This window comes from Burkholderia cepacia complex sp. TUM26381, assembly GCF_057439935.1.
Window position 1 is genome coordinate 2,620,459 of the sequence record NZ_CM172006.1, and the last position, 25,755, is coordinate 2,646,213.

The following is a 25,755-nucleotide window of genomic DNA, read 5'->3' on the forward strand; positions in this document are numbered from 1 at the left end:
CGCGTTTCTGTCTCCGTCAGCGCCGAACCCGATCGCATGAATACGTGACGGAAGCCCGGGCGCCACGCCCGCCGGCGACCCGCCATCGAAATCCCCTGCCCCGCGCGGCCAGCCATCGCTGTCCCGCGCACGCCCCATCCCGATCGCGTCGCCCAATGAAAAACGGGCACATGCTCATCGCATGCACCCGTTTCCGCGGCAGTGTTCGCGCACCGCCTCGACCGCTTGAACCGTCCGGTTACGCCGACGGCTTGCGCGGCATCCCGAACCCGCCGAGCAGCGCGGCAACCTGGCGCTTCGGCCCTTTCTTCTCGGGCTGCTGCGCGGGCTGTGCGTCGTCCGCCTGCTTCGCCGGCGCCGACGGCTCGTACGGCTTCAGGAAGAAATCGTCGACCGGCGCTTCGTGGCGACGGGGACGACCACCGCGCTCGGCAGCGGCCGACCGGTGTCCCGACGCCCCGCGATGCTCGTCGCGATCGCGACGACCGCCCCGTTCGCCACCGCGTTCGCTGTGGCGATCGCCGCCACGGTCGCCGCCACGCTCACCACCGCGCTCACCGCCACGGTCGTCGTGACGCTGGCGTGCCGGCTTGTTGAGCGTGAGCGTCTGCACTTCAAGCGGACGCTTGATCAGCTTCTCGATATCGGCAAGCTGCTTGCGCTCGTTCGGGCTACACAGCGACAGCGCGTCGCCCGTCGCACCCGCACGGCCGGTACGGCCGATCCGGTGCACGTAGTCTTCCGCACTGAACGGCAGGTCGAAGTTGATCACGGCCGGCAGCTCGGCGATGTCGAGGCCGCGGGCGGCCACGTCGGTCGCGACCAGCGCCTCGATCTCGCCGCGCTTGAACGCGTCGAGCGCCTGCATCCGCTCGAGCTGCGTCTTGTCGCCGTGGATCGCCGACGCGACCACGCCATCGCGTTCGAGGTTGCGCGCCAGGCGGCTTGCGCCGATCTTGCTGTTGCAGAACACGATCACCTGCTTCAGGCCGCGATCGCGCAGCAATTGCACGACGGCCGCCTGCTTGTCGCCTTCGGCGACGTCGTAGACGATCTGCGTGACGTTCGCGTTCGTCGAGTTGCTGCGTGCGACCTCGATCGTCTGCGGGTTGCGCAGGTAGGTCGATGCGAGCTTCTTGATTTCGCCCGAGAACGTGGCCGAAAACAGCAGCGTCTGGCGTTCCTTCGGCAGCAGGTTCAGGATGCGCTGCAGATCGGGCAGGAAGCCCATGTCGAGCATCCGGTCGGCTTCGTCGAGCACGAGAATCTGCACCTGGCCGAGGTTCGCCGTCTTCTGCTGCACGTGGTCGAGCAGACGGCCCGGCGTCGCGATCAGGATTTCGACGCCGCGGCGCAGCTCGGCCGATTGCGGGTTCATGTCGACACCGCCGAACACGACCGCGCTGCGCAGCGGCGTGTGCTTCGCATACGCGTGCACGTTCGCGGCGACCTGGTCGGCGAGTTCGCGGGTCGGCGTGAGGATCAGCGCACGCACCGGGTGGCGCGCCGGTGACGCGCTCGTGTTGGCTTGCGGCAGCAGGCGCTGGATGATCGGCAGCGAGAAACTCGCGGTCTTGCCGGTACCCGTTTGCGCGGCGCCCATGACGTCGCGGCCGGCGAGCACGACCGGAATGGCCTGTGCCTGGATCGGCGTCGGCGTCGTATAGCCCTGCTCCGCAATGGCTTTCAGGATATCGGCGGCAAGGCCGAATTGATCGAAGGTTGCGTCGACGGGCTTGGCGACAGAATCGGACATGGTGGCGTTTCGCTCAAAAGGCGCGGCGGGGACATCGTGCGTCAGGCCAGCCGGGCCTGCGCTCATCACAATTCGGAAATAGACGGAGCCACGGCGCGCCGCGCGGCGCCGCTCTGGCGCTTGGGACCGGTTCAATGCGAACGCTGGACGCCAGGCCGTGCGGACTCCGTTCGGCGCGAATGCCGACGGAAAGGGCCGTATTGTAGCACTGCGCGGCCAACTGTCCGTGACAACGCCGCGAACGGCCGCAACGGCGGTTCGCACGGCGTGCCCGTGCAGGCCCGCGCGGGCGACGGATGACCCGATCGGGTTATCCCGATCGGCCGGCGAGCAATATCAGGGGTCCGATCCCGGATGATCGTATCCCGACGCCTGCCGCTGCCCGCGCACCGGGCCTTCAGGCCCGGTTCGCGGTCAACCCACGTGACTCCGCTCCGCGATCGCGCCCGGCGCTCAGCCCTTCTTCTTTTTCTTCTCGACCTGCACGCAGTCGCCGAGCAGCGGCGGCGACTTCTCGTCGGCGATCTCGTCGCGCAGTGTCGCTTCCTTGCCCTTCGTCCACCACGTATAGCGGCCGGCCTGGTAGCGCGCGCCCGACGCCGACACGGTGTCGACGAACAGCATCTGCTTCCCGTTGACCGGCACGAGCGCGAAGCTCTGGCCGTTGCCCGCGAGCCAGTACGACACGCGCACGGGCTGCTTCTGGTTCGCGCACTGGTAAATGGTCTGCTGGCGCGCATCGGCGTCGATTTCCTCGACGGTCAGTTGCGCGGCATGCGCGACGGAAACGGCGGTGCCGGCCAGCGCGAGCGCGGCGAGGGTTTGGCGAATCATGCAGGTCCTCTCACGAGACGGATGGAAACGCGCCCTCGCGGGGCGCGCGGTTATTGTTGATGGGCGATCGCGCCGGTTGCGGGGATCAGGGATCGATGACGCCCGCGCACGCATCGGTCGGCGCCGCGGCGACATGGCCGACGAGCGGCACGATCTTGAGCCCCGCCGAGGCCACGCGGCACGGTGCGGCCGCGAGGCCGCAACCCGCGAGATTCGCGACGAGCACCAGCGCGACGCCCAGCTTTCCGATACTCAACCACCTCGACACCATCGTCCTCTCCTCGTTCCATCAGCGGGCCGACACTGGCCGGACGGCCGCGGCGGCGCGCTTCGCGCGTTCGCGGGCTTCGTCGACGGTCGCGCCGGTCGCCAGCGCGACGCCCATGCGCCGCTTCGCAAAACTTTCCGGTTTGCCGAACAGGCGCAGGTCGGCCCCCGGCACCGCGAGCGCGTCGCGCACGCCTTCGAACGCGATCCCGCGCTCGTCGAGCCCGCCGTAGATCACGGCCGACGCAGCCGGCGTCCCGAGCGCCGGATCGACCGGCAGCCCGAGAATCGCCCGTGCGTGCAATTCGAATTCCGACTGGCGCTGCGATGCGAGCGTGACGAGGCCCGTATCGTGCGGCCGCGGGCTCACTTCCGAGAACCACACGTCGTCGCCGCGCACGAACAGTTCGACGCCGAACAGCCCGCGCCCGCCGAGCGCCTCGGTGACCTTGTGCGCGATCTCGCGCGACTTCTCGAGCGCCGCCGCGCTCATCGGCTGCGGCTGCCACGACTCGACGTAGTCGCCCGCGACCTGCACGTGGCCGACCGGCTCGCAGAAGTAGGTGCGCGTGGCGAGCGTCGCCGGATCGATCGCGCGCACGGTCAGCTGCGTGATCTCGTAGTCGAAATCGACGAAGCCTTCGACGATCACGCGGCCGTGATTCACACGTCCGCCCGCCATCGCGTAATCCCATGCGGGCTTCACGTCGGCTTCGGTCTTCACGACCGACTGCCCCTTGCCCGACGACGACATCACGGGCTTCACGACGCACGGCATGCCGATCTTCGCGATGGCCGCGCTGAAGGCCTCGAACGAATCCGCGAACGCATACGGCGACGTCGGCAGGCCGAGTTCCTCGGCCGCAAGCCGGCGGATCCCTTCGCGGTTCATCGTGAGCTGCGTCGCGCGCGCGGTCGGGATCACTTCGGCGAGGCCGGCCGCCTCGATCGCGGCGAGCGCGTCGGTGGCGATCGCCTCGATCTCGGGGACGATCAGGTGCGGGCGCTCGGTCTCGACGATCGCCCGCAACGCGGCGGCGTCCGTCATGTCGATCACGTGCGCGCGATGCGCGACCTGGTGGCCCGGCGCATCCGGATAGCGGTCGACCGCGATGACTTCGACACCGAGACGCTGCAACGCGATGATGACTTCCTTGCCGAGCTCACCGGCGCCGAGCAGCATGACGCGCGTGGCCGAGGGTGAAAGCGGCGTACCGAGCCGCTGACCGATCTGCATGTGATTTCCCGCTTCAGGTGGAGGACGAAAACGGCTCCGATGTTAACACGTGCGATCGCGCCGGTTTTGGGCGTTTCGGCGCGCCGGCGCCCGGCCGCTCGCGGCTTGTGGACGGGCTGCGAACGTTTTCATCCGCGAAGTGTCGGCTCGCCTGCCGCGGGGCGGGTGCGTTACTCTTACGCCTTGATCAGAATCCGATGAGGAACGAGGCTCATGTCCCACCTGTCCGCAGCCGCACGCGCGCGCACCGGCCTGCTTCGCCCGTTGCGCGCGCCGTTCTGCGCGTTGACGCTTGCCACGCTTCTCGCCGCCTGCGCGATGCCGACCCATCCCGATTCCGCCGCCCCCGCGCCCGACCCGTACAACCCGGCCGCCGTCCAGCTGCTCGACGACACCAGCTGGGAGCTCACCAGCTGGGTGAACGCCGACGGCTCGCAACGTGCGATCCCGCACGGCGACAACGGCGAGCCGATCAAGCTCGCGCTGTCGACCGAATCGGGCATCCGGCGCGCCAGCGGGTTCTCGGGCTGCAACCGCTACATGGGCACCTACGCAATCAAGAACGGCTTGCTGAGCTTCGGCCCGCTCGCCGGCACGCGGATGGCGTGCCCGAACACGCTCGGCGGCCAGCTCGAGCACGCGTACCTCGACGCGCTTGCGCACGTCGACAAGACCGGCGTGCAGATGCGCGAGCCGCAGCAACTGCAGATCGTGACCAACGCCGGCGCCACGCTGACCTTCACGCACCGGAGCCCCTGATGCATCGCGCACGCGAAGGCCGGCCGACCGCCTTCGCGTCGCGCGCATGTGCCGGACGCACATGCCGCACGGCGTGAAACGAATTCACGCCGCCCGAGAATCTTGTTCGCCGGCCGGTTAAACTCGGCGGGTCGCGCCTCGCGCGCCCCTCCCCACTCCTGTTTCAAAGCATGCACACGGTTGTCTTCGGCTGGTTCGGCATCTCCGCCGTCTGGTTCCTCCTTCTCTTCTGGCGTCTCGTACAGGCGATGCTGCCCGGCGGCGGCGGGCTCGCCGGCCGCGGCTCGATCCGCCTGTGGCTCGGCTTCGCCGCGGTATTCGCCGCAAGCTGCACGCTGACGAGCCCGCTGTCGGGTCCCGACACGAATGCGCTCGGCCATGCGTTCTCGGCCGGCTTCGCCCACGTGCTCGGGCCGATCGGCACGCCGGTCGCGATGGTCGTGCTGTTCTTCGCCGGGCTGCCCTGGCTGACCGGTATCGGCTGGCGGCAGTTCGCCGCATGGGTCGACACGTCGTTCGGCGTCAAGCTGTCGCGCGACGGCGGCGACGACGACGTGCGTGGGATCGCCGACCTGCCGCGCAGCACGCTGCATCGCGACGACGACATCGTGCAACCGACCACCGCGCACACCGTCAACTCGATGGCGCCGCGCCAGAACGGCCGTTATTCGCGCCCGACGCTGTGGAAACCCGACCCGCAGGCGCGGCCGAAGCCACGTAGCAAGACGCCGCAGCGTCCGCTTGCGGAACCCGTCGCGCCATCGGGCTGGCTGAAGCCGACCGCACCCCAGCGCACGCCGGTGGCGCCACCCGCGCCGATCCCGGCCAGCGCGATGCCGCCGCCCACGACCGGCAGCACCGCCAGCCTCGCGCGCGCGGCGGCGAACGCGCAGGTGCCGCGCCCCGACCCGGCCCCGCTTCCTGCCGGATTCGAACCCGTCCGGCCGCGGCCGACCGCCGCGCGACCGGCAGCCACGGCTGCGCTGAAGCAGACTGCTCCGCGCACCTCGGTCACGCCCCGGCCGGTTGCCGGTGCGCAACCGCCGCGTCCGCCGGTGCGCCCGGCCACGGGCACGGCCGCCGCCAGCCAGCCGCCGGACGCGGCACGCCGCCGCCCGTCGCCGCCACAACCGGCGCGCGCGCCGCTCTATGCGTGGACGGAAAAGCCCGCCGCACCGATCACGCCGGCACCGAGCGTTCACGACACGCTGCGCTCGATCGAGGCCAGCACCGCGCAATGGGCGACGATCGGTAGCGCGCAGTCGGCCGATGGCACACACGCGGCGGCGGCAGCCGCAACCGTGGCGGGTATCGCCGCGGCAGCCGGCAGCGTGGCCGCGCCCGCGTCGGCAGCCGTGTCGAACGCGTTCGCCTCCGCGGCGCACGGCATCGCAGCCCATGACGCCGGCGTTCCGCTCGAACACGATGCAGCGCCCGCCTACGACGACCACGCACCGATCGTGCTCGACGCATTCATGCCGGCAGAATCCGGTATCGCGCACGCTCCCGTTGTCGATTCGGGCACCTCGGCATTCGACGACGCCGCACGGCACGCAGTGCCGGATACCGGCATCGACGATGCCGTGTTCCCGCATCGCGCGGGCGACGCGATCCGTCACGTCGACGATGCGCCCGCCGCACACGCATCCGGGATCACACCCGCGCCGTCGTTCGATGCACCGATCGACCTCGCGCCGTGGGAAGACGTCGCCCGCCCGCCGGTTTTCGCCGCGCTCGACGTACCAGTCGCGCATCCGATCGCCGAGTCGCCGCTGGACGCGGCGGGATCGAAGCCCGTCAATGCCGCCTTCGCACAACCGCAAGGTGACGCGGTTCGCGACTTCGCGGCAAGCAACCCGGCTGCGTCCGTCGATATCGACGACACGCACAACGCGCGACCGGCTCCTGCGATCGATCCCAGGCCGCAGGACGTCGCCGATCCGCTGACCGGCGTGAAACCCGCCGGCAGCCTTGCTCCGTTCGCTGCCCTGCCCTCTTCGTCGATCGCCGGCGCATCGGCGCACGCGCTTTCCGGAACCACGCCGGTTGCGGCCACGTCCGCACCGGCTGCAACGAGCCCCGCACTGGAAGCCCTCAAGCCGGTCGAGGCGGAACGCGAGGCACCGCTGTCGGCCATTGCCCAAGGCACCACGACCGCCACACATTGGGCGCCGCCGCCCCCGCCGACGGTACAACCTGCAACGACGCATACGGCCGCCTCGGCCGGACTGCCGCAATCGCCGGCAGTTCAGCCGTTTGCCGCAGCATCGACGGCCTCGGCCGCCGCTGCCTCGCCGCTGGGAGGCACGGCCACCGGCTCGACGGCCCGGGCGCCGGTCGCCGCATCGAGCATCGCGCCCGTCTCCGCAGCCGTTTCACCGGTCGGTGCGACCGGCACGGCCTCCGCTTCGCCGTCGCAACCGGCCGCATCGGTATCGCACGTTGCTTCCGCCGTATCGACCGCACCGGCCAGCGTCACGGGCATGACCTACGGTTCGCTTCCGCGCGCTTCGACGCCCGCATCGACCGATGCGCCCGCCGTGACGCCATCGACGAGCAGCGCATCGGGACCGACGTTCGGCTCGCCCCTGCAGACGTCCGCCACGCCGGCGCCCGCTGCCGCGACGCCCGCGACCTTCACGTCCGCACCGGTTATCGCCCCCTCTTCGGTGCCTGCATCGACGCTGTCGCCCGACACGGCAACCCCGTCGGCCGGCACCGCATTCGGCACCTCCGGCGCTGCCGCTCCGCAGCCGGCAATCAGCCTGTCCGTACCGCCTGCCGCCCCCGCCGCGACGTCGCTGCCGATGTCGACGTCCTTCGGCACGATCGCTTCGACGACCACCGCCGCAGCGACGCCTGCCCACCCGGTCGCAGGCTCGCCTGCCGCCGCGCTCGGATCGCTGGTGTCCATCGGTGCGGCAGCCGCCACGCAGGCTCCGTCGATCGCGTCCGCGCCCGCCGCAACCGCGACCCCGGCGTTCACGACATCGCCCGCCCCTGCCGCATCGTCGGCAAGCTGGTCCGTGTCGAATGACCTGTCCGTCACGCCGGCGGCCGCATCGACCGTGGCGCCGCAGCCGGCAGCAATCGTCCCCGGCGCGAACCTGTCCATGCCGCCGGCGGCCATCGCTTCCGCGCCGATCGGCGCAAGCGAACCGGCCGCGCCTGCGATTGCCGATACCGCGCCCCCCGACACCCCCGCGCGCCAGCCGCGCCCGAACGCGTTCGAATTCCACGCACCGGCGACGTTCAGCGTCGAACTGCCGACGCTCGACCTGCTCGAACCGGCGTCCGACGACGTCGAAACGATCACCGAGGAACATCTCGCGCAAACCGCCCAGGTGATCGAACAGCGGCTGCAGGAATTCAAGGTCCCGGTGACGGTCGTCGGCGCATCGGCCGGCCCCGTGATCACGCGCTTCGAGATCGAGCCCGCGCTCGGCGTGCGCGGCAGCCAGATCGTCGGGCTGATGAAGGATCTGTCGCGCGGCCTCGGCCTCACGTCGGTCCGCGTCGTCGAGACGATTCCCGGCAAGACCTGCATGGGCCTCGAACTGCCGAACGCGAAGCGCCAGATGATCCGCCTGTCGGAAATCCTCGCGTCGCGCGAGTACCAGCATTCTCAATCGCAACTGACGATCGCGATGGGCAAGGACATCACGGGCCACCCGGTCGTCACCGATCTCGCGAAGGCGCCGCACATGCTCGTCGCCGGCACGACGGGGTCGGGCAAGTCGGTCGCGATCAACGCGATGATCCTGTCGCTGCTGTACAAGGCGACGCCGGAAGACGTGCGGCTCATCATGATCGACCCGAAGATGCTGGAGCTGTCGGTCTACGAAGGCATCCCGCACCTGCTCGCGCCGGTCGTCACGGACATGAAGCTCGCGGCGAACGCGCTGAACTGGTGCGTCGGCGAGATGGAGAAGCGCTACCGGCTGATGTCGGCCGTCGGCGTGCGCAACCTCGCGGGCTTCAACCAGAAGATCCGCGACGCGGAAGCGAAGGAAAAGAAGATCGGCAATCCGTTCTCGCTGACGCCCGAGGATCCCGAACCGCTGTCGAAACTGCCGCTGATCGTCGTCGTGATCGACGAGCTGGCCGACCTGATGATGGTCGCCGGCAAGAAGATCGAGGAGCTGATCGCGCGCCTCGCGCAGAAGGCGCGTGCGGCCGGCATCCACCTGATCCTTGCGACGCAGCGTCCGTCCGTCGACGTGATCACGGGTCTGATCAAGGCGAACATCCCGACGCGCGTCGCGTTCCAGGTGTCGTCGAAGATCGACTCGCGCACGATCCTCGACCAGATGGGCGCCGAGTCGCTGCTCGGGATGGGCGACATGCTGTTCCTGCCGCCGGGCACCGGCTATCCGCAGCGCGTGCACGGCGCGTTCGTCGCCGACGAGGAAGTGCACCGGATCGTCGAGTACCTGAAGCAGTTCGGCGAGCCGCAGTACGAGGAAGGCATCCTTGACGGCCCGGCCGCCGACGGCGCGACGCAGGACCTGTTCGGCGAAGCGCCGGACGCGGAAGCCGATCCGCTGTACGACGAAGCCGTCGCGTTCGTCGTGCGCACGCGGCGCGCGTCGATCTCGTCGGTGCAGCGGCAACTGCGCATCGGCTACAACCGCGCGGCACGCCTCGTCGAGCAGATGGAAGCGGCCGGGCTCGTGTCGGCGATGGGCGTCAACGGCAGCCGCGAGGTGCTCGTGCCGGCCGCGGCCGACTGAGCGCGGCGGCCGGGCAGCCGCCGTCGATCGATACGGGCGCACCGGGACACCGGCGCCCCGAAAAAAAGGGCGCTGCATCGGCAGCGCCCTTTTCATTTGCGGCTTTGGCCTTTACTGCACCGGCACCAGCTTGAAGTCGACCGGCTTGCCGACCGCAACCTTCTGCGGATTCGCGCCGAGCTGCCCCGTTTCGACATCGCGGCTGAACACGTAGAACGTGTCGCTGTCCTGGTTGCCGACGATCAGCCACTTGCCGGTCGGATCGATCAGGAACTCGCGCGGCGTCTTGCCGAGGCTCGACTGGCGGCCGACCTGCTTGAGCCGGCCGTCGGCCTTGTTCACCGCGTAGATCACGAGGTCGTTCGCATCGCCGCGGTTGCTTGCGTACAGAAAGCGGCCGTCCGGCGACAGGTGGATCGCGCCGCCGCCGACCTTGCCCTTGAAGCCCGGCGCCGTCATCGATACCGTCTCGACCGGCGTCAGCTTGCCGTCGTGATAGCCGAACACCTCGACCGACGCATTGAGCTCGCTCGTCACGTACGCGAACCGGCCGTCGGCGCTGAACACCATGTGACGCGGGCCCGAGCCGGCCTTCACCGGCGTGTAGCGCGTGTCGGTCGGGCTGATCAGCCCGCGGCTGCCGTCCACCGTGTAGCGGTAGCCGTAGATCTTGTCCGCGCCGAGATCCTGCACGAACAGGTAGCGGCCGTCCGGCGAAAACACCGTCGAATGCACGTGCGCGCCGTCCTGGCGGCCTTTCACGGGCCCCGTACCTTCGTGGTGCACGGTCAGCACGGCCTGGCCAACCGCGCCGTCGTCACGCAGCGGAAACACCGCGAAGCTGCCGCCCGGATCCTTCGCGACCGAGTAGTTGGCCGTCACGAGGTACTTGCCGTCCGGCGACAGCGCGAGATAGCAAGGATCGTTCCCTTCCGACGACACGCGGTCGATGAAGCTCAGCGCACCCGTCTTCGCGTCGAAGCGGAACGCGCTGACGCCGCCGCGCTGCGACGCCGGCCCGTCGTCGCCGGGCAGTTCGTTGACCGCGTAGACGGTGCGACCGTCGCGGCTCGGCAACAGGTACGACGGGTTGACGGTCTTCGCCGACGATACCGGCGCAACGCTGCCGTTTTTAGTATCGAAGCGGTAAACATAGATGCCGTCGCTGCCGCCGCCGGTATAGGTGCCGACCAGCAGGTTGTAGACGCCGTCGGCCGGTGCGGGCGATTGCTGCGCAAATGCGTGGGTCGCGGACAGGGAGAGCACGATCGCGAAACCTTTCATCCAGTGAGCGAGCCTAAGCGGGAACCCTCGTGTCGAAGCGCGTGCGTCACGCTCGCGTAAACGGTTGGGCATTGAATCCTCCTTGCATCGAGTCGCTTCAAGTGTTGAGATAGGACGAAACGCCGGCCGTTCATGCGCTCCGCCGCCCGGCCGAGTATACGGGGCGCGACGCCCGGGCGTGAAGCCCGGGCGCCGCCGTCCGCATTGTGAACTCGAATACCCAAGGATCGCCTGCCCATGCCCGCCCTGATCGAAGACTACGCCCTCGTCGGCGACGGCCACACGGCCGCGCTGATCTCGAAAGACGGCTCCGTCGACTGGCTGTGCTGGCCCCGCTTCGATTCGGGCGCCTGCTTCGCGGCGCTTCTCGGCACCCCCGAGCACGGCCGCTGGCTGCTCGCTCCCGCTGCCGACGCCGCGATCACGCACACCACGCGCCGCTATCGCGGCGACACGCTGATTCTCGAAACCGATTACGAAAGCGCCGACGGCGCCGTCACCGTGATCGACTTCATGCCGCCCGGCAACGGCTGGTCCGAGCTGGTACGGATCGTCGTCGGCCGCCACGGCACGATGAAGATGCGCATGGAACTCGTGTTGCGCTTCGACTACGGCTTCTCGATCCCGTGGGTCACGCAACTGGCCCGCGAGGACGGCATGAAGGCGATCGCCGGCCCCGACACCGTCGTGCTGCGCACGCCGGTGCCGCTCACCGGCAAGAACCTCCATACGCTCGCGGAATTCACGGTCAGCGCCGACGAGCGCGTGCCGTTCTCGCTCAGCTACGCGGCGTCGCACATGCGGCTGCCGCCCGCGCGCGATCCGCTGTCGATGCTCGCGCGCACCGAGAACTACTGGCTCGAATGGTCGGGCCGCTGCCAGGTGCAGGGCCGCTACGCGGCGGCCGTGCGCCGTTCGCTGATCACGCTGAAGGCGCTCGCGTACGAGCCGACCGGCGGCATCGTCGCGGCGCCGACCACGTCGCTGCCCGAGAAGATCGGCGGCAACCGCAACTGGGACTACCGCTTCTGCTGGCTGCGCGACGCGACGATCACGCTGCTCGCGCTGATGCGCGGCGGCTACTACGACGAGGCGCGCGCCTGGCGCACGTGGCTCGGCCGCGTGATGGCCGGTTCGCCCGAGCAGATCCAGATCATGTACGGGATCGCCGGCGAGCGCCGGCTGCCGGAAATGGAGCTCGACTGGCTGCCCGGCTACCAGGACTCGAAGCCGGTGCGCGTCGGCAACGGCGCCGCGAACCAGCTCCAGCTCGACGTATTCGGCGAGGTGATGGCTGCACTGCACCTTGCACGCGTGGGCGGCCTGCAGGCCGACGACACAGTCTGGTCCGTGCAGTGCGCGCTGCTCGACCATCTCGAGAAGATCTGGCAGGAACCCGACGAAGGCATCTGGGAAACGCGCGGCGGCCGCCTCCATTTCACGTTCTCGAAGGTGATGGCGTGGGTCGCGTTCGACCGTGCGATCAAGTCGGCGGAAATGTTCCGGCTGCCCGGCTCGCTCGACCGCTGGCGCGCGCTGCGCGAGCAGATCCATGCCGACGTCTGCGCCAACGCGTGGCACGAGGGCAAGCAGGCGTTCGCGCAGAGCTACGGCAGCGACGAGCTCGACGCGAGCGTGCTGCTGATGCCGCTGCTCGGCTTCCTGCCGCCGGAAGACCCGCGCATCGTCGGCACGGTCGAGGCGATCGAGCGCGAATTGCTGCATGACGGGCTCGTGATGCGCTACCGCACGACCGATTACGACGACGGCCTGCCGCCCGGCGAAGGCACGTTTCTCGCGTGCAGCTTCTGGCTGGTCGACAACTACGCGCTGCTCGGCCGGATCGACGACGCGCACCGGCTGTTCAGCCGGCTGCTCGCGCTGTCGAACGACCTCGGGCTGCTCGCGGAGGAGTACGACCCGGTCGCCGGACGGCTCGTCGGGAACTTCCCGCAGGCGTTCTCCCACGTGGCGCTCGTGCATACCGCGATGAACCTGATGCACCACGAGGAGGCGATGGCTCGGGCAGCCGGCCAGCCCGCGCCGGCCGTGGCGACGGGGCGTTGACAGGGGGCTGAACGGGGGCGCGGGCGGCTTGGTCAGAGATCGTCAAATCGCAAAATTTTGATGAAAAATCGGGGAAATGTTGCATTGCACCACCCATCGTTGTCCGATATGATCGACGCGATTGTCCGGCCGCACTGCAACATGGCCGGCCGCTGACCCATACGGCACGCCGCGACGCCCCACGCCGCCCTTGCGCACCGTCCCCCACGCGGGAGTAGCCTGCATGCTTTACCAACTGCACGAATTCCAGCGCGCCATGCTGAGCCCGCTGACGGCCTGGGCCCAGGCCGCGTCCAAATCGTTCGCCAATCCGTCCAGCCCGTTCTCGCTGATGCCCGGCGCGACCCGCATGGCCGCCGCGTACGAACTGATGTACCGGCTCGGCAAGGATTACGAGAAGCCCGAATTCAACATTCATCAGATCGTCAAGGACGGCCACAACATCCCGATCGTCGAGCAGACGATCGTCGAAAAGCCGTTCTGCCGGCTGCTGCGTTTCAAGCGCTACTCGGACGACGCCGAGGCGGTCACGCAACTGAAGGACGAGCCGGTCGTGCTGGTCTGCGCGCCGCTGTCGGGCCACCACTCGACGCTGCTGCGCGACACGGTGCGCACGCTGCTGCAGGATCACAAGGTCTACATCACCGACTGGATCGACGCACGGATGGTGCCGGTCGAGACGGGCCCGTTCCACCTGCACGACTACATCGCGTACATCCAGGAATTCATCCGCCACATCGGCGCGCGCAACCTGCACGTGATCTCGGTATGCCAGCCCACGGTGCCGGTGCTCGCGGCGATCTCGCTGATGGCGAGCCGCGGCGAGGATACGCCGCTCACGATGACGATGATGGGCGGCCCGATCGACGCGCGCCGCAGCCCGACGTCGGTGAACTCGCTCGCGACGCAGCACTCGACCGCGTGGTTCGAGAACAACGTGATTCACACGGTGCCCGCGAACTATCCGGGCGAAGGCCGCCAGGTGTATCCGGGCTTCCTGCAGCACACGGGCTTCGTCGCGATGAACCCGGAACGGCACGCGCAATCGCATTGGGATTTCTACCAGAGCCTGCTGCGCGGCGACGAGGAAGACGCCGAAGCGCACCGCCAGTTCTACGACGAGTACAACGCGGTGCTCGACATGGCCGCCGAGTATTACCTCGAGACGATCCGCGTCGTGTTCCAGGAATTCCGGCTCGCGGAGGGCACGTGGGATGTCGAAGGCGAGCGTGTGCGGCCGCAGGACATCAAGCACACCGCGCTGATGACGATCGAGGGCGAACTCGACGACATCTCGGGCAGCGGCCAGACGCACGTCGCGCACGAGCTGTGCACGGGCATCCCGCAAGACGATCGCCGCAGCCTGACCGCCGAGAAGTGCGGCCACTACGGGATCTTCTCGGGCCGCCGCTGGCGCACGATCATCTACCCGCAGTTGCGCGATTTCATCCGCGAACATGCGCCGGAGCCGAAGCACGGCGCGACGAAGGATCACCCGGACGCGCCGGCGGCCACGACGCTCGCGGCCGTGCCGGCCGCCAACGCACCGACCGAAGCGACGCGCGCCACGGTAGCGAAGCGCACGCGCGCGAAGGCGCCGGCCAAGGCCGCCGCAGCCGTCGCCCCCGCCAAGGCCGCGCCGGCCGCGAAGCGTGCAGCCAGCACCCCGCGCGCAAAAACCGTTCGCGCGCGCAAGGCGGCCTGACGCACCGCGTTCCGACGAAAAAACGCCGCCGTTGCCTGTGCACGGCGGCGTTTTCACATCCGGCGGCCATTCGGCGGCGCGTCAGCGCCGCAGCAGATACGCGAGCAGTACCTCGGTGTTCATCCGGACCATCTCCGCGCGCTCGTCGGTGTCGGTGAAGTCGCGGCCGAGCGTCGCGGCAAGCGTGAAGCGGTTCGACACGATGTAGTAGCCGAGCCCCGACAGCGTCACGTAGAAGCGCAGCGGATCGACGTCGCTGCGGAACAGCCCGGCCTTCTGGCCGCGCGTCAGCACGTTGCCGAGCTTCGCGACGATCGGCGACATCATCTCGCGGATCCGCGTCGACTTGTGCAGGTAGCGCGCTTCGTGCAGGTTCTCGTTGTTGATGAGCCTGAGCAGCTCCGGATGGTCGCGGTAGTAGTCCCAAACGAAATGCGCGAGCCGCGTGACGGCTTCGACCGGCGCGACGCCGTCGAGCTCGAGCACGCGCTCGGCCTCGGTCAGCGCGGAAAACGCATGTTCGAGCACGGCCGTAAAGAGCTGCTCCTTGCTGCCGAAGTAGTAATAGAGCATGCGCTCGTTCGTTTCGGCCCGGCGCGCGATCTGGTCGACGCGTGCGCCGAACAGCCCTCCACTCGCGAACTCTTCGGCTGCCGCCATCAGGATGCGACGGCGCGTACCTTCAGGATCTCTTTTGATTTTTGGCTGATTCATGGTGGCGTTTTGCTATGTGAGCCGCTTGATCCGGACCGGCACCCCCACCGCCTTGGCGCCGGCCGCCCTGGAACGGGCGCGCCGCGTGCGGCCGCCCTCCTGCTGAGCCCCTGCAAAAAAGCGGTTCGATTATGCGCACAGACGGCGTCCAGCGCAATGCGGGAAATCGGTGATAATCGAGCTTTGGCAAACCTTTCCGGCTGCGCCCGACGCGGCCGAGAGCCATTCGGCGCCGCTGCGCCCGTTGTTACCGTGACCGACTCCAAAACACTCGCGGATCGCATCGAAGATCTGCTTCCCCAGACGCAATGCACGAAGTGCGGCTATAACGGCTGCCGTCCGTACGCCGAGGCGATCGCCGCCGGCGACGCGAACTACAACCAGTGCCCGCCCGGCGGCGCCGAAGGCATCGCGCGCCTCGCGGGCCTGCTCGGCAAGCCGGTGATTCCGCTGAATCCCGTCAACGGCAGCGAGCATCCGCGCGCGGTCGCCTTCATCGACGAAAGCCTGTGCATCGGCTGCACGCTGTGCCTGCAGGCATGCCCGGTCGACGCGATCGTCGGCGCGCCGAAGCAGATGCACACGATCATCGAAGCGCAGTGCACGGGCTGCGACCTGTGCGTGCCACCCTGCCCGGTCGACTGTATCGCGATGCTGCCGGTGACCGGCGATCGCACGGGCTGGGATGCGTGGTCGCAGGAACAGGCCGATGCCGCGCGCGAGCACCATGACCTGCGGCTCGCCCGCCAGCGCCGCGAACGCGATGCCGCCGAAGCGCGCGCCGCCGCACGACGCGCGGCCAGCGCCGCAAAGCCGGCCGCGGAACAACCTGCGGCGCAGCCTGACGCACCCGCCGCCGCACCCGCCGCCGCACCCGCCGCCGCACCCGCCGCTGACGACGCCGACGCGAAGAAACGCGCGATCATCGCCGCCGCGCTCGAGCGCGCGCGCAAGAAGAAGGAAGAGTTGTCCGGACAAGGCGCCGGGCCGAAGAACACCGAAGGCGTGAGCGCGGCCGTCCAGGCACAGATCGACGCGGCGGAGGGCCGCCGCAAGCGGCTCGCCGAACAGCAGGCGCAGCGCGACGCCGAAGCCGCCGATGCAGGCGGCAGCGATCAAGCGAACGACGCAGGCAACGACGACCCCGGCGGCCCGTCCGCGCCGCCCGACCAGAACGCTCCATGAACGCCAGCAAACGACGCGCGATCTACGAAACGCTGCAGAGCCTCAATCCGCATCCGACCACCGAGCTCGAGTACTCGACGCCGTTCGAGTTGCTGATCGCCGTGATGCTGTCCGCGCAGGCGACCGACGTGTCGGTCAACAAGGCGATGCGGAAGATGTTCCCGGTCGCGAACACCCCGCGGCAAATCGTCGCGCTTGGCGAGGAAGGCGTCACCGAGTACATCAAGACGATCGGCCTCTACCGCACCAAGGCGAAGAACGTGGTCGCCACCTGCCGGATCCTGCTCGACCGTTACGACGGCGAGGTGCCGGCCGATCGCGAAGCGCTCGAAGGCTTGCCGGGCGTCGGCCGCAAAACCGCGAACGTCGTGCTGAACACCGCGTTCGGCCAGCCGACGATCGCGGTCGACACGCATATCTTCCGCGTCGCGAACCGCACGGGGCTCGCACCGGGCAAGGACGTGCGGGCCGTCGAGGCCGCGCTCGAGAAGTTCACGCCGAAGGAATTCCTGCAGGACGCGCATCACTGGCTGATCCTGCACGGGCGCTACGTGTGCAAGGCCCGCAAGCCCGAATGCTGGCATTGCGCGATCGAGCCGCTGTGCGAATTCCGGCCGAAGACGCCGCCGCCCAACGAGTAAGCGTCAGGCGCGAGCACACGCGCCGTGCCGGCCGATCGAACCGCGTCCGCACGGCCGGATCCGTAGGCGCGGTCGCGGCGCGTGCGGCTTGCCCCTCTCCGACTACGCGTTGGACGTCGCCGTCGCATCGTCGGCCGCCGCGCCACCCGCCCGCACGAGCGCCAGCACGGCCGCCAGAATCGCAACACCGCCCGCCCACTGCAGCGGCGACAGCGCCTCCCCGAACAGCAGCGCCGCGAGCGCAACCGTCACGACCGGTTCGAGTGTCGACAGCATCGACGTGCGCGCGGCCCCGAGCCGCTCGAGCCCTGCGAAGAACGCGAGCATCGCCGCGACCGTCGACACCAGCGCGATCGCGAGCATCGACGCCCAGCCGCCGCCGGTCGCCGGCCAGCGCGGCGGCGCGCCGAACGCCGCGGTCCGCACGACGGCGATCGCCACGAGCGTCGCGGTGGCCGACAGGCAGATGATCGCGGTCGTCGCGAGCGGATCGACGCCACGCGTCGCCTTCGTGCCGCCGACGATGTACAGCGAGTAGATCACCGCGGCCGCCAGCGCGAGCGCGATCCCGAGCGGTTCGCCGTGGCCGCCGCCGACCATCAGCGCCGACCCCGCGACGCACAGCACCAGCGCGACGGCCTTCGCGTGCGTCAGGCGTTCCCCGAGCCACCACGCGGCCAGCAGCGTGACGAACGCCGGATACAGGTACAGCAGCAACGCGACAAGGCTCGCCTGCGCGTGCTGCAGCGCGCTGAAATAGCAGAACGACTGTCCGACGTAGCCGACCGCGCCCATCGCGACGAGCGGCACCAGCGCGCGGCCGCGCGGCCACGCGACGCGGCGGTGCCGCGCGATCGCCGCGAGCACCGCGCCGCCGATCGCGAAGCGCACGATCAGCAGCCCGAGCACGTCGACGCCGGCCGCATACGCGTAGCGGCCGAAGATCGCCATCGCGCCGAACGCGGCGGCGGACAACGCGACGTAGAGCGTGCCCTGCAGGGCGGCGGACGATGGGCGGACGGTGGCGGTCATGATGAAACGGGCGGGCAAGGCGCCGTGACGGGAATCGTCGGAGTGTAGCGGCGCGGCGGCGCCGAGCCTAGCCCGCGCTTACCCGTTGCGCCGCCCTGCCCGGGGCAGTCGCGACCGGCCTGCGCGGCGCGCCTGCCCCGCCGCCAGCGGCGTCCGCCGACCCGGCGTACAATGCCCGACGCGGCATGAGGCCGCCCGAATCACGACGTTTCCCCACCATGTTCAATCCAAGCCGCGACGAAGTGCGTCGCTTTTTCACCGAGACCTGGCGCAAGCAGCGCGCGGGCGAGATCCTGACGCCGCTGGAAGCAATGGCCGCCGACTGGATCATCGCGCACCCCGAATACCACGACGAACTCGCCGATGCCGACGGCGCGGCCGCGCGCAGCTACACGCCCGAGGAAGGCCGGACGAATCCGTTCCTGCACCTGTCGATGCATCTCGCGATCAGCGAGCAGCTGTCGATCGACCAGCCGCCCGGCATCCGTGCCGCGCACGACAAGCTCGCCGCGAAGCTCGACTCGACCCACGATGCACAGCACGCGATCATGGAATGCCTCGGCGAGACGATCTGGGAGGCGCAGCGCACGAACACGCCGCCCGATACCGACGCGTACCTGCAGCGCATCCTGCGCCGCGCGTCGCGCGACTGAGCGCACGGCGCCGGCACGTCCGCCCCGGGTTCCGCCCTGGCGCGGGCAAAAAAATACCCCGCCGTGGCGGGGTATTTTTGTTGCGAGCGCCCGTGAGGCCCGTCGCGCTTACTTCTTGAACACGAGGTCGGTTTCCTTCAGCGACTCGATGTAGGACGCGATGTCCTTCATGTCGCTGACCGACAGGTTCTGCACCTGCGCCTGCATGATCGCGTTGTTGCGACCGAGCAGCGGGTTCGTCAGCCCCATCTGGTACTGGCGCATCGCCCACACGAGATAGTCGGCGTGCTGGCCGGCAAGGCGCGGGTATTCGGCGTTGATCGGCTTGTTCAGCTGCGCGCCGTGGCAGGCCGCGCAGTTGTGCGACTCGACCAGTTCCTTGCCCTTCGTGGTGTCCGCTGCGTGCGCGGTACCGATCGCGAGGCCGGCCGCCAGTGCCACCGCCGCCGTCTTGAATGCGTTGTTCATGAATGCTCCTGTCCCGCCGGAGAGATCGGCGGCGCGCGCTTTACTTGTAGGGATTGTCCTTCGAGTCGGCCTTCTGGGCGGCGTAGTAGGCCGCCAGATCCGCGATGTCCTGGTCCGTCAGCGAACCGGCGATCGCATTCATCGACGGGAAGTGACGATCCTTCTTGCGGTAGGCCTTCAGCGCGTTCTCGAGGTATTGCTGGTTCTGGCCGCCAATGACAGGCACCCGGTAGACCTCCGGGTACGCCGCGCGGTAGTCCTGGATGCCGTGGCAACCGATGCACATGGCGGCCTTGCTCGCCCCGTCCTTCGGGTTGCCGACCACACCGGCCGCCTGCGCGCTGCCCGCGAGCGCCACGAGCGCTGCGACAACGACGTGTTTGCCGACGAATTTGTTCATAGCTCTTGTAACCTAGCTTGAGGGGAAACTGGCGCCAAAGCGGCAACGGCCCGCGCCGTTGTGCTTATCGGATCGCCACGCAGGCCAAAAAAAACGGCCAGATTGTACCGCGTCGGCGGGGAACGCGTCCATACGGCGCCCCCGTTCGCCCCGCCACAGCCCCGCAACGATACGCGGGCGCAGCCCAACCGGACAGCCCTTCTGACTTATACTGGGTTTTTTTCCCGATGAAGAAGAGCGCCGCCATGCGTTTCGAAGGGTCCTCGCAGTACGTCGCCACCGACGATCTGAAGCTCGCGGTCAACGCCGCACTGACGCTGCAACGCCCACTGCTGATCAAGGGCGAGCCCGGCACCGGCAAGACCATGCTCGCCGAGGAAGTGGCCGCCGCGCTCGACATGCCGCTGCTGCAGTGGCACATCAAGTCGACCACCAAGGCGCAGCAGGGCCTGTACGAATACGACGCGGTATCGCGGCTGCGCGACTCGCAGCTCGGCGACGAGCGCGTGAAGGACATCTCGAACTACATCGTCAAGGGCGTGCTGTGGCAGGCGTTCGACGCCGAGCAGCCGAGCGTGCTGCTGATCGACGAGATCGACAAGGCCGACATCGAATTCCCGAACGACCTGCTGCGCGAGCTCGACCGGATGGAATTCCACGTGTACGAGACGCGCGAGACGGTCCGCGCGAAGCACCGCCCGCTCGTGATCATCACGTCGAACAACGAGAAGGAGCTGCCCGACGCGTTCCTGCGCCGCTGCTTCTTCCACTACATCCAGTTTCCCGACCCGTCGACGATGCAGAAGATCGTCGCCGTGCACTTCCCCGACATCCGCGAGGAGCTGCTGCGCGCGGCGCTCGAGAGTTTCTTCGAATTGCGCGGCGTGTCGGGCCTGAAGAAGAAACCGTCGACGTCCGAGCTGCTCGACTGGCTGAAGCTGCTGCTCGCCGAAAACATCCCGGCCGACGCGCTGCGCGGCGCGGACGCGAAGCAGATCGTGCCGCCGCTCGCGGGCGCGCTGCTGAAGAACGAGCAGGACCTGAGCCTGCTCGAACGGCTCGTCTACATGAACCGGCACAACCGGTAATCCTCCCTCACCCGCGAAGGCCCGGCCATGCTGCTCAATTTCTTCTACGCGCTGCGCGCAGCCAAGCTGCCCGTCTCGGTGAAGGAATACCTGACGCTGCTCGAATCGCTGAAGGCCGGGCTGATCTCGCCGTCGATCGACGCGTTCTACTTCCTCGCGCGGATGACGCTCGTCAAGGACGAGCAGTACTTCGACAAGTTCGACCAGGCGTTCGGCGCGTATTTCCATGGCGTCTCCACGCTGCCGTCCGAAGCGTTCGACATTCCGCTCGACTGGCTCGAGAAGCGTCTCGAGCGCGAGCTGTCGCCGGAGGAAAAGGCGCAGATCGAGGCGATGGGCGGGCTCGACAAGCTGATGGAGCGCCTGAAGGCGCTGCTCGACGAGCAGAAGGAACGCCACGAAGGCGGCAACAAGTGGATCGGCACGGGCGGCACGTCGCCGTTCGGGCACGGCGGCTACAACCCGGAAGGCGTGCGCATCGGCGGCCCGTCGAACGGCAATCGCACCGCGGTGAAGGTATGGGAGGCGCGCGCGTACCGCGACTACGACGATTCGGTCGAGATCGGCACGCGCAACATCAAGGTCGCGCTGCGGCGGCTGCGCCGCTTCGCGCGCGAAGGCGCGGCGGAAGAGCTCGACCTGCCCGGCACGATCCGCAGCACGGCCGCGAACGCGGGCTGGCTCGACCTGCGGATGGTGCCCGAGCGCCACAACAACGTGAAAGTGCTGATGCTGCTCGACGTCGGCGGCTCGATGGACGACCACATCAAGCGCACCGAAGAGCTGTTCTCGGCCGCGAAGGCCGAATTCAAGCACCTCGAATTCTTCTACTTCCACAACTGCGTGTACGACCACCTGTGGAAGAACAACCGGCGCCGCCACTCGGAACGCACCGCGACGTGGGACGTGCTGCACAAGTTCACGCCCGACTACAAGCTGATCTTCGTCGGCGACGCGACGATGAGCCCGTACGAAGTGCTGCAGCCCGGCGGCTCGGTCGAATACAACAACCCTGAAGCCGGCGCCGTGTGGCTGCGCCGCCTCGCCGACCAGTTCCCCCATCATGCGTGGCTGAACCCCGAGCCCGAGCGGCTATGGGAATACCGGCAGTCGGTCGCGGTGATCCGCGACCTGCTCGGCCATCGCATGTATCCGCTCACGCTCGCCGGCCTCGAAACCGCGATGCGCGCGCTCAGCAAATAACCCCCCCTCGCAGATACAAAGGCCGCGTCCGAGCGGCCTCCCCCGGAGATAGCATGAACCCCTCGCCCACCGCGAGCGCCAGCCGCGCCGGCGGCCGCCGCTTTTTCGCCGATACGTCCGTGTCGGCGCTCGTCGCCGGCTTCGTCGCGATGATGACCGGCTACACCAGCTCGCTCGTGCTGATGTTCCAGGCCGGCCGCGCCGCCCACCTCACCGATGCGCAGATCTCGTCGTGGATCTGGGCGCTGTCGATCGGCATGGCATTGACGACGATCGGCCTGTCGCTGCGGTTTCGCGCGCCCGTCGTCGTCGCGTGGTCGACGCCCGGCGCCGCGCTGCTGATCGCGTCGCTGCCCGGCGTGCCCTATGCCGAGGCGATCGGCGCGTTCGTCGTGTGCGCGCTGCTGCTGACGGCCGTCGGCGTGAGCGGCCTGTTCGACACGCTGATGCGCCGGATTCCGGCCGGTATCGCCGCCGCCTTGCTCGCGGGCATCCTGTTCGAGATCGGCATCGAGATCTTCCGCGCCGCGCAGTTCCAGACCGCGCTCGTGCTCGCGATGTTCTTCACCTACCTGATCGTCAAGCGGCTCGCGCCGCGCTATGCGATCGTGACGACGCTGATCGTCGGCACGGCGGTGGCCGGCGGCCTCGGCCTGCTCGATTTCAGCCACTTCCACATCGCGCTCGCGCACCCCGTGTTCACGATGCCCGCGTTCTCGATCGCGTCGATCGTCAGCATCGGCATTCCGCTGTTCGTCGTCGCGATGGCGTCGCAGAACGTGCCGGGCATCGCGGTACTGCGCGCGGACGGCTATCGGACGCCATCGTCGCCGCTGATCGCGACGACCGGCCTCGCCTCGCTGCTGCTCGCGCCGTTCGGCTCGCACGGCGTGAACCTCGCGGCGATCACGGCCGCGATCTGCACCGGACCCGAAGCGCACGAGGATCACGCGAAGCGCTACACGGCCGCCGTGTGGTGCGGCACGTTCTACCTGGTCGCCGGCATCTTCGGCGCGACGATCGCCGCGCTGTTCGGGGCGCTGCCGAAGGCGCTCGTGGTATCGGTCGCCGCGCTCGCGCTGTTCGGCTCGATCATGAGCGGGCTCGCGAACGCCATGCAGGACGTGAAGCAGCGCGAAGCGGCACTCGTCACGTTCATGGTCACCGCGTCGGGCCTCACGCTGCTGTCGATCGGCTCGGCGTTCTGGGGGCTCGTCGCGGGGATCGTCACGCAGGTGATCCTGAACGCGCGACGCCCCGCGTGACGCGGCTCGCCGCGCGTTGCAGCACGCCTCGGGCACGCCAAAACGTGCTCGACACGAATCGGGCCTAGAATGATGGATTGGAAGCGGCGCCCGGCGCCGCTTCGCTTCGCCGCCGCGCTCGCGCGGCCCGTGAGAACCCGGCGCTCCGCGCCCTTCTTCCGAATCGCCATGACTACCGCACTCGACCAGCTGAAGCAGTACACGACCGTCGTCGCCGACACGGGCGACTTCCAGCAGCTTGCGCAATACAAGCCGCAGGACGCGACCACGAACCCGTCGCTGATCCTGAAGGCCGTCCAGAAGGATGCGTACAAGCCGATCCTCGAGAAGACCGTCCGCGATCATCGCAACGAAAGCACCGATTTCATCATCGACCGCCTGCTGATCGCGTTCGGCACCGAGATCCTGAAGCTGATCCCGGGCCGCGTGTCGACCGAAGTCGACGCACGCCTGTCGTTCGACACGCAACGCTCGATCGACAAGGGCCGTGAGCTCATCAAGCTGTACGACGCCGCCGGCATCGGCCGCGACCGCATCCTGATCAAGCTCGCGTCGACGTGGGAAGGCATCCGCGCGGCCGAGGTGCTGCAGAAGGAAGGGATCAAGTGCAACATGACCCTGCTTTTCTCGCTCGTGCAGGCCGCCGCGTGCGCGGAAGCCGGCGCGCAACTGATCTCGCCGTTCGTCGGCCGCATCTACGACTGGTACAAGAAGCAGGCCGGCGCGGAATGGAACGAAGAGAAGGACGGCGGCGCGAACGATCCGGGCGTCCAGTCGGTGCGCCGCATCTACACGTACTACAAGACGTTCGGCTACAACACGGAAGTGATGGGCGCCAGCTTCCGCACGACCAGCCAGATCACCGAGCTGGCCGGCTGCGACCTGCTGACGATCAGTCCCGACTTGCTGCAAAAGCTGCAGGACAGCAATGAGACGGTCGCGCGCAAGCTGTCGCCGGAAGCGCTGCAGGACACGCCGTCCGAGCGCGTCGCAATCGACGAGGCCGCGTTCCGCTTCCAGCTGAACGACGACGCGATGGCCACCGAAAAGCTCGCCGAAGGCATTCGCGTATTTGCCGCCGATGCGGTGAAGCTCGAGAAGCTGATCGACGGGCTGCGCTGAAGCGTGCCGCGCGTCAGCGGCTGTCAGCAGCACTGACAACAGCCGTCAGCACGCACGCCGCACACGGCCGCGAACCTCATGTTCGCGGCCGTTTTTATTTTTCACTCCATCGTCAATCTCGCGCACTACAATCCACGTCACGGGTGCGCCGGCCGCCTCTCGACGTGCCCTTTCCCAGTCAATCTTGCACGACCCCGAACCCGCGCCGACGCATGGGTCCGGCCCATCACAGGAGACAACGATGCAAGTCCAACCGTACCTGACGTTCTACGGTCGCGCCGACGAAGCCCTTCAGTTCTACGAAAAGGCACTCGGTGCGAAGACGATGTTCAAGATGCACTTCAAGGATGCGCCGCCGAACCCCGATTACCCGATGACGCCGGAGATGGCCGAGAAGGTGATGCACGCGAGCTTCACGATCGGCGACTCGATGATCATGTGCTCGGACGGCGACTGCAGCCAGCCCGGCGGCGGCATGCATGCCGGCTATTCGCTGTCGCTGAACCCGGCGACGGTCGAGGAAGGCCAGAAGCTGTTCAATGCGCTCGCCGATGGCGGCGAAGTGACGATGCCGTTCGGCAAGACGTTCTGGGCGCTCGGCTTCGGGATGGCGAAGGATCGTTTCGGCGTGCACTGGATGGTCAACGTCGAAGACCTGTCGCAACGCGAGGATCTCGCGAAGCGCGCAGGGCAGTAACGCACGCGCTTGCCGCCCGGACGCCGCGCTGCTGCGGCGATCCGGGCGGGCCCGCTACTTGCGCAGCACCTCCGTCAGCGTCTGTTCCAGCGTACCGTTCGAGCGGCACGCGACGCGCGCCCCCTTTTGCTTGCCTGCCGCGACCACGCCGGCCATGCCCGCGACGTCGATCGACACGCTCACACCTTGCGTCGCCTCGTCGATGCGCGTGACGACTTTCAGCGTGTGCGTCACGTTCGACGTCTGCTTCAGTTCGGAACAGTCCAGAAAGTTGCCCGCGTTCGGATAATCGGCATACGCGGCGGCAACGACGCCCGCGTCGCGATCGCTGATGCGCACCGCGAGCTTGTGGTCCGCGTAGAACTGCGCGACCGCCGCCCATACTTCGTCATACTTGCGATTACCGATCACGATGCGCGACGCTGCTTCGGTACCGGACGCGCCGGGCGCATCGGATGCACCGTCGGCCGTATCGTGTTGGTCCGGCGGCGCATCGCGCGCCGCGTATCGCTGCCCGGGGCCATACACCGAAATGCAGCCGGTGAGCGCCACGCACAGCGCGGCGACCGACAAGATCGTTTTCATCGCGGCCCGCCGTCAGCGATAGTACATGTTCGCGCAGCCGGCGAGCAGGACCGGCGCGAC

Annotated in this window: 22 protein-coding genes; 12 read left to right on the top strand and 10 right to left on the bottom strand. The window is 68.4% G+C overall.

Annotated elements, in window-relative coordinates:
• Positions 1-238 precede the first annotated feature (238 nt).
• The 4 genes from ACWMMN_RS12285 to purT all read right to left on the bottom strand — a co-directional run bounded on the left by ACWMMN_RS12285 (position 239) and on the right by purT (position 4,094).
• Positions 239-1,756, bottom strand: coding sequence for a DEAD/DEAH box helicase (locus ACWMMN_RS12285; RefSeq protein WP_479690653.1), 1,518 nt, complete (start codon positions 1,754-1,756; stop codon positions 239-241).
• Between the two features lie 453 nt (positions 1,757-2,209).
• A complete protein-coding gene (locus ACWMMN_RS12290) occupies positions 2,210-2,590 on the bottom strand; it encodes an MliC family protein (RefSeq protein WP_059233547.1) in 381 nt (126 codons plus the stop codon).
• An 85-nt stretch (positions 2,591-2,675) separates the two neighbouring features.
• Entirely contained in the window at positions 2,676-2,861 is a 186-nt protein-coding gene (locus tag ACWMMN_RS12295; RefSeq protein ID WP_059233546.1) for a DUF6726 family protein, read from the bottom strand.
• An 18-nt stretch (positions 2,862-2,879) separates the two neighbouring features.
• Entirely contained in the window at positions 2,880-4,094 is a 1,215-nt protein-coding gene (purT, locus tag ACWMMN_RS12300; RefSeq protein WP_059233545.1) for a formate-dependent phosphoribosylglycinamide formyltransferase, read from the bottom strand.
• Between the two features lie 213 nt (positions 4,095-4,307).
• Here purT and ACWMMN_RS12305 point away from each other — a divergent pair, with 213 nt between their 5' ends.
• The gene (locus ACWMMN_RS12305; RefSeq protein WP_059233544.1) at positions 4,308-4,853 is read left to right on the top strand and encodes an META domain-containing protein; all 546 of its coding nucleotides are present in this window, start codon (positions 4,308-4,310) and stop codon (positions 4,851-4,853) included.
• 1,475 nt (positions 4,854-6,328) lie between these two features.
• Complete coding sequence (locus tag ACWMMN_RS12310; RefSeq protein WP_486423228.1) at positions 6,329-9,586, top strand: DNA translocase FtsK; 3,258 nt, start codon at positions 6,329-6,331, stop codon at positions 9,584-9,586.
• Between the two features lie 111 nt (positions 9,587-9,697).
• Here ACWMMN_RS12310 and ACWMMN_RS12315 read toward each other — a convergent pair whose 3' ends face one another.
• Positions 9,698-10,942, bottom strand: a complete 1,245-nt coding sequence (locus tag ACWMMN_RS12315; protein ID WP_155627119.1) for a lactonase family protein — start codon at positions 10,940-10,942, stop codon at positions 9,698-9,700.
• Positions 10,943-11,107: 165 nt separating this feature from the next.
• Between ACWMMN_RS12315 and ACWMMN_RS12320 the strand changes: the two genes are divergently transcribed.
• The gene (locus ACWMMN_RS12320; RefSeq protein ID WP_174992917.1) at positions 11,108-12,937 is read left to right on the top strand and encodes a glycoside hydrolase family 15 protein; all 1,830 of its coding nucleotides are present in this window, start codon (positions 11,108-11,110) and stop codon (positions 12,935-12,937) included.
• A gap of 223 nt (positions 12,938-13,160) precedes the next feature.
• Entirely contained in the window at positions 13,161-14,642 is a 1,482-nt protein-coding gene (locus ACWMMN_RS12325; RefSeq protein WP_256085114.1) for a polyhydroxyalkanoate depolymerase, read from the top strand.
• An 81-nt stretch (positions 14,643-14,723) separates the two neighbouring features.
• Here ACWMMN_RS12325 and ACWMMN_RS12330 read toward each other — a convergent pair whose 3' ends face one another.
• Entirely contained in the window at positions 14,724-15,356 is a 633-nt protein-coding gene (locus ACWMMN_RS12330; RefSeq protein ID WP_059233539.1) for a TetR/AcrR family transcriptional regulator, read from the bottom strand.
• 156 nt (positions 15,357-15,512) lie between these two features.
• Here ACWMMN_RS12330 and rsxB point away from each other — a divergent pair, with 156 nt between their 5' ends.
• Complete coding sequence (gene rsxB / locus ACWMMN_RS12335) at positions 15,513-16,541, top strand: electron transport complex subunit RsxB (protein ID WP_486422696.1); 1,029 nt, start codon at positions 15,513-15,515, stop codon at positions 16,539-16,541.
• Positions 16,538-17,182, top strand: coding sequence for an endonuclease III (gene nth / locus ACWMMN_RS12340; RefSeq protein WP_042976184.1), 645 nt, complete (start codon positions 16,538-16,540; stop codon positions 17,180-17,182). Before rsxB ends, nth begins: the two co-directional genes overlap by 4 nt.
• Before the next feature lie 102 nt (positions 17,183-17,284).
• Here the strand turns inward: nth and ACWMMN_RS12345 are convergent, their stop codons facing one another.
• Positions 17,285-18,214, bottom strand: coding sequence for a DMT family transporter (locus ACWMMN_RS12345; protein ID WP_059233537.1), 930 nt, complete (start codon positions 18,212-18,214; stop codon positions 17,285-17,287).
• Positions 18,215-18,399: 185 nt separating this feature from the next.
• Here ACWMMN_RS12345 and ACWMMN_RS12350 point away from each other — a divergent pair, with 185 nt between their 5' ends.
• Positions 18,400-18,867: a DUF1841 family protein gene (locus tag ACWMMN_RS12350; protein ID WP_407045107.1), complete on the top strand. Its 468-nt coding sequence runs from the start codon at positions 18,400-18,402 to the stop codon at positions 18,865-18,867.
• Between the two features lie 108 nt (positions 18,868-18,975).
• Here ACWMMN_RS12350 and ACWMMN_RS12355 read toward each other — a convergent pair whose 3' ends face one another.
• Together ACWMMN_RS12355 and ACWMMN_RS12360 are read right to left on the bottom strand one after the other, a co-directional pair.
• The gene (locus ACWMMN_RS12355; protein WP_059233535.1) at positions 18,976-19,335 is read right to left on the bottom strand and encodes a c-type cytochrome; all 360 of its coding nucleotides are present in this window, start codon (positions 19,333-19,335) and stop codon (positions 18,976-18,978) included.
• A gap of 40 nt (positions 19,336-19,375) precedes the next feature.
• Entirely contained in the window at positions 19,376-19,735 is a 360-nt protein-coding gene (locus ACWMMN_RS12360; protein WP_059233534.1) for a c-type cytochrome, read from the bottom strand.
• 245 nt (positions 19,736-19,980) lie between these two features.
• On the opposite strand from ACWMMN_RS12360, the gene ACWMMN_RS12365 reads away from it, so the two are divergent.
• From ACWMMN_RS12365 to ACWMMN_RS12385, 5 genes are all read left to right on the top strand, one after another.
• Positions 19,981-20,823, top strand: a complete 843-nt coding sequence (locus ACWMMN_RS12365) for an AAA family ATPase (RefSeq protein WP_059236665.1) — start codon at positions 19,981-19,983, stop codon at positions 20,821-20,823.
• Between the two features lie 27 nt (positions 20,824-20,850).
• Positions 20,851-22,026, top strand: coding sequence for a vWA domain-containing protein (locus ACWMMN_RS12370; protein WP_059233533.1), 1,176 nt, complete (start codon positions 20,851-20,853; stop codon positions 22,024-22,026).
• Positions 22,027-22,079: 53 nt separating this feature from the next.
• On the top strand, positions 22,080-23,291 hold the full coding sequence (locus ACWMMN_RS12375; RefSeq protein ID WP_059233532.1) for a benzoate/H(+) symporter BenE family transporter: 1,212 nt from the start codon (positions 22,080-22,082) through the stop codon (positions 23,289-23,291).
• A gap of 168 nt (positions 23,292-23,459) precedes the next feature.
• Positions 23,460-24,413: a transaldolase gene (tal, locus tag ACWMMN_RS12380; protein ID WP_486422697.1), complete on the top strand. Its 954-nt coding sequence runs from the start codon at positions 23,460-23,462 to the stop codon at positions 24,411-24,413.
• 241 nt (positions 24,414-24,654) lie between these two features.
• On the top strand, positions 24,655-25,110 hold the full coding sequence (locus ACWMMN_RS12385) for a VOC family protein (protein ID WP_059233531.1): 456 nt from the start codon (positions 24,655-24,657) through the stop codon (positions 25,108-25,110).
• 54 nt (positions 25,111-25,164) lie between these two features.
• On the opposite strand, the gene ACWMMN_RS12390 is transcribed toward ACWMMN_RS12385, so the two are convergent.
• Positions 25,165-25,695, bottom strand: a complete 531-nt coding sequence (locus ACWMMN_RS12390) for a hypothetical protein (RefSeq protein ID WP_174992921.1) — start codon at positions 25,693-25,695, stop codon at positions 25,165-25,167.
• Positions 25,696-25,755 lie beyond the last annotated feature (60 nt).

What these genes read in the sequence shown, in the direction of transcription:
- ACWMMN_RS12285 (WP_479690653.1), bottom strand. Translation starts at nt 1,756, where the DNA reads ATGTCCGATTCTGTCGCCAAGCCCGTCGACGCAACCTTCGATCAATTC.
- ACWMMN_RS12290 (WP_059233547.1), bottom strand. Translation starts at nt 2,590, where the DNA reads ATGATTCGCCAAACCCTCGCCGCGCTCGCGCTGGCCGGCACCGCCGTT.
- ACWMMN_RS12295 (WP_059233546.1), bottom strand. Translation starts at nt 2,861, where the DNA reads ATGGTGTCGAGGTGGTTGAGTATCGGAAAGCTGGGCGTCGCGCTGGTG.
- purT (WP_059233545.1), bottom strand. Translation starts at nt 4,094, where the DNA reads ATGCAGATCGGTCAGCGGCTCGGTACGCCGCTTTCACCCTCGGCCACG.
- ACWMMN_RS12305 (WP_059233544.1), top strand. Translation starts at nt 4,308, where the DNA reads ATGTCCCACCTGTCCGCAGCCGCACGCGCGCGCACCGGCCTGCTTCGC.
- ACWMMN_RS12310 (WP_486423228.1), top strand. Translation starts at nt 6,329, where the DNA reads ATGCCGGCAGAATCCGGTATCGCGCACGCTCCCGTTGTCGATTCGGGC.
- ACWMMN_RS12315 (WP_155627119.1), bottom strand. Translation starts at nt 10,942, where the DNA reads ATGCCCAACCGTTTACGCGAGCGTGACGCACGCGCTTCGACACGAGGG.
- ACWMMN_RS12320 (WP_174992917.1), top strand. Translation starts at nt 11,108, where the DNA reads ATGCCCGCCCTGATCGAAGACTACGCCCTCGTCGGCGACGGCCACACG.
- ACWMMN_RS12325 (WP_256085114.1), top strand. Translation starts at nt 13,161, where the DNA reads ATGCTTTACCAACTGCACGAATTCCAGCGCGCCATGCTGAGCCCGCTG.
- ACWMMN_RS12330 (WP_059233539.1), bottom strand. Translation starts at nt 15,356, where the DNA reads ATGAATCAGCCAAAAATCAAAAGAGATCCTGAAGGTACGCGCCGTCGC.
- rsxB (WP_486422696.1), top strand. Translation starts at nt 15,513, where the DNA reads ATGCGGGAAATCGGTGATAATCGAGCTTTGGCAAACCTTTCCGGCTGC.
- nth (WP_042976184.1), top strand. Translation starts at nt 16,538, where the DNA reads ATGAACGCCAGCAAACGACGCGCGATCTACGAAACGCTGCAGAGCCTC.
- ACWMMN_RS12345 (WP_059233537.1), bottom strand. Translation starts at nt 18,214, where the DNA reads ATGACCGCCACCGTCCGCCCATCGTCCGCCGCCCTGCAGGGCACGCTC.
- ACWMMN_RS12350 (WP_407045107.1), top strand. Translation starts at nt 18,400, where the DNA reads ATGAGGCCGCCCGAATCACGACGTTTCCCCACCATGTTCAATCCAAGC.
- ACWMMN_RS12355 (WP_059233535.1), bottom strand. Translation starts at nt 19,335, where the DNA reads ATGAACAACGCATTCAAGACGGCGGCGGTGGCACTGGCGGCCGGCCTC.
- ACWMMN_RS12360 (WP_059233534.1), bottom strand. Translation starts at nt 19,735, where the DNA reads ATGAACAAATTCGTCGGCAAACACGTCGTTGTCGCAGCGCTCGTGGCG.
- ACWMMN_RS12365 (WP_059236665.1), top strand. Translation starts at nt 19,981, where the DNA reads ATGCGTTTCGAAGGGTCCTCGCAGTACGTCGCCACCGACGATCTGAAG.
- ACWMMN_RS12370 (WP_059233533.1), top strand. Translation starts at nt 20,851, where the DNA reads ATGCTGCTCAATTTCTTCTACGCGCTGCGCGCAGCCAAGCTGCCCGTC.
- ACWMMN_RS12375 (WP_059233532.1), top strand. Translation starts at nt 22,080, where the DNA reads ATGAACCCCTCGCCCACCGCGAGCGCCAGCCGCGCCGGCGGCCGCCGC.
- tal (WP_486422697.1), top strand. Translation starts at nt 23,460, where the DNA reads ATGACTACCGCACTCGACCAGCTGAAGCAGTACACGACCGTCGTCGCC.
- ACWMMN_RS12385 (WP_059233531.1), top strand. Translation starts at nt 24,655, where the DNA reads ATGCAAGTCCAACCGTACCTGACGTTCTACGGTCGCGCCGACGAAGCC.
- ACWMMN_RS12390 (WP_174992921.1), bottom strand. Translation starts at nt 25,695, where the DNA reads ATGAAAACGATCTTGTCGGTCGCCGCGCTGTGCGTGGCGCTCACCGGC.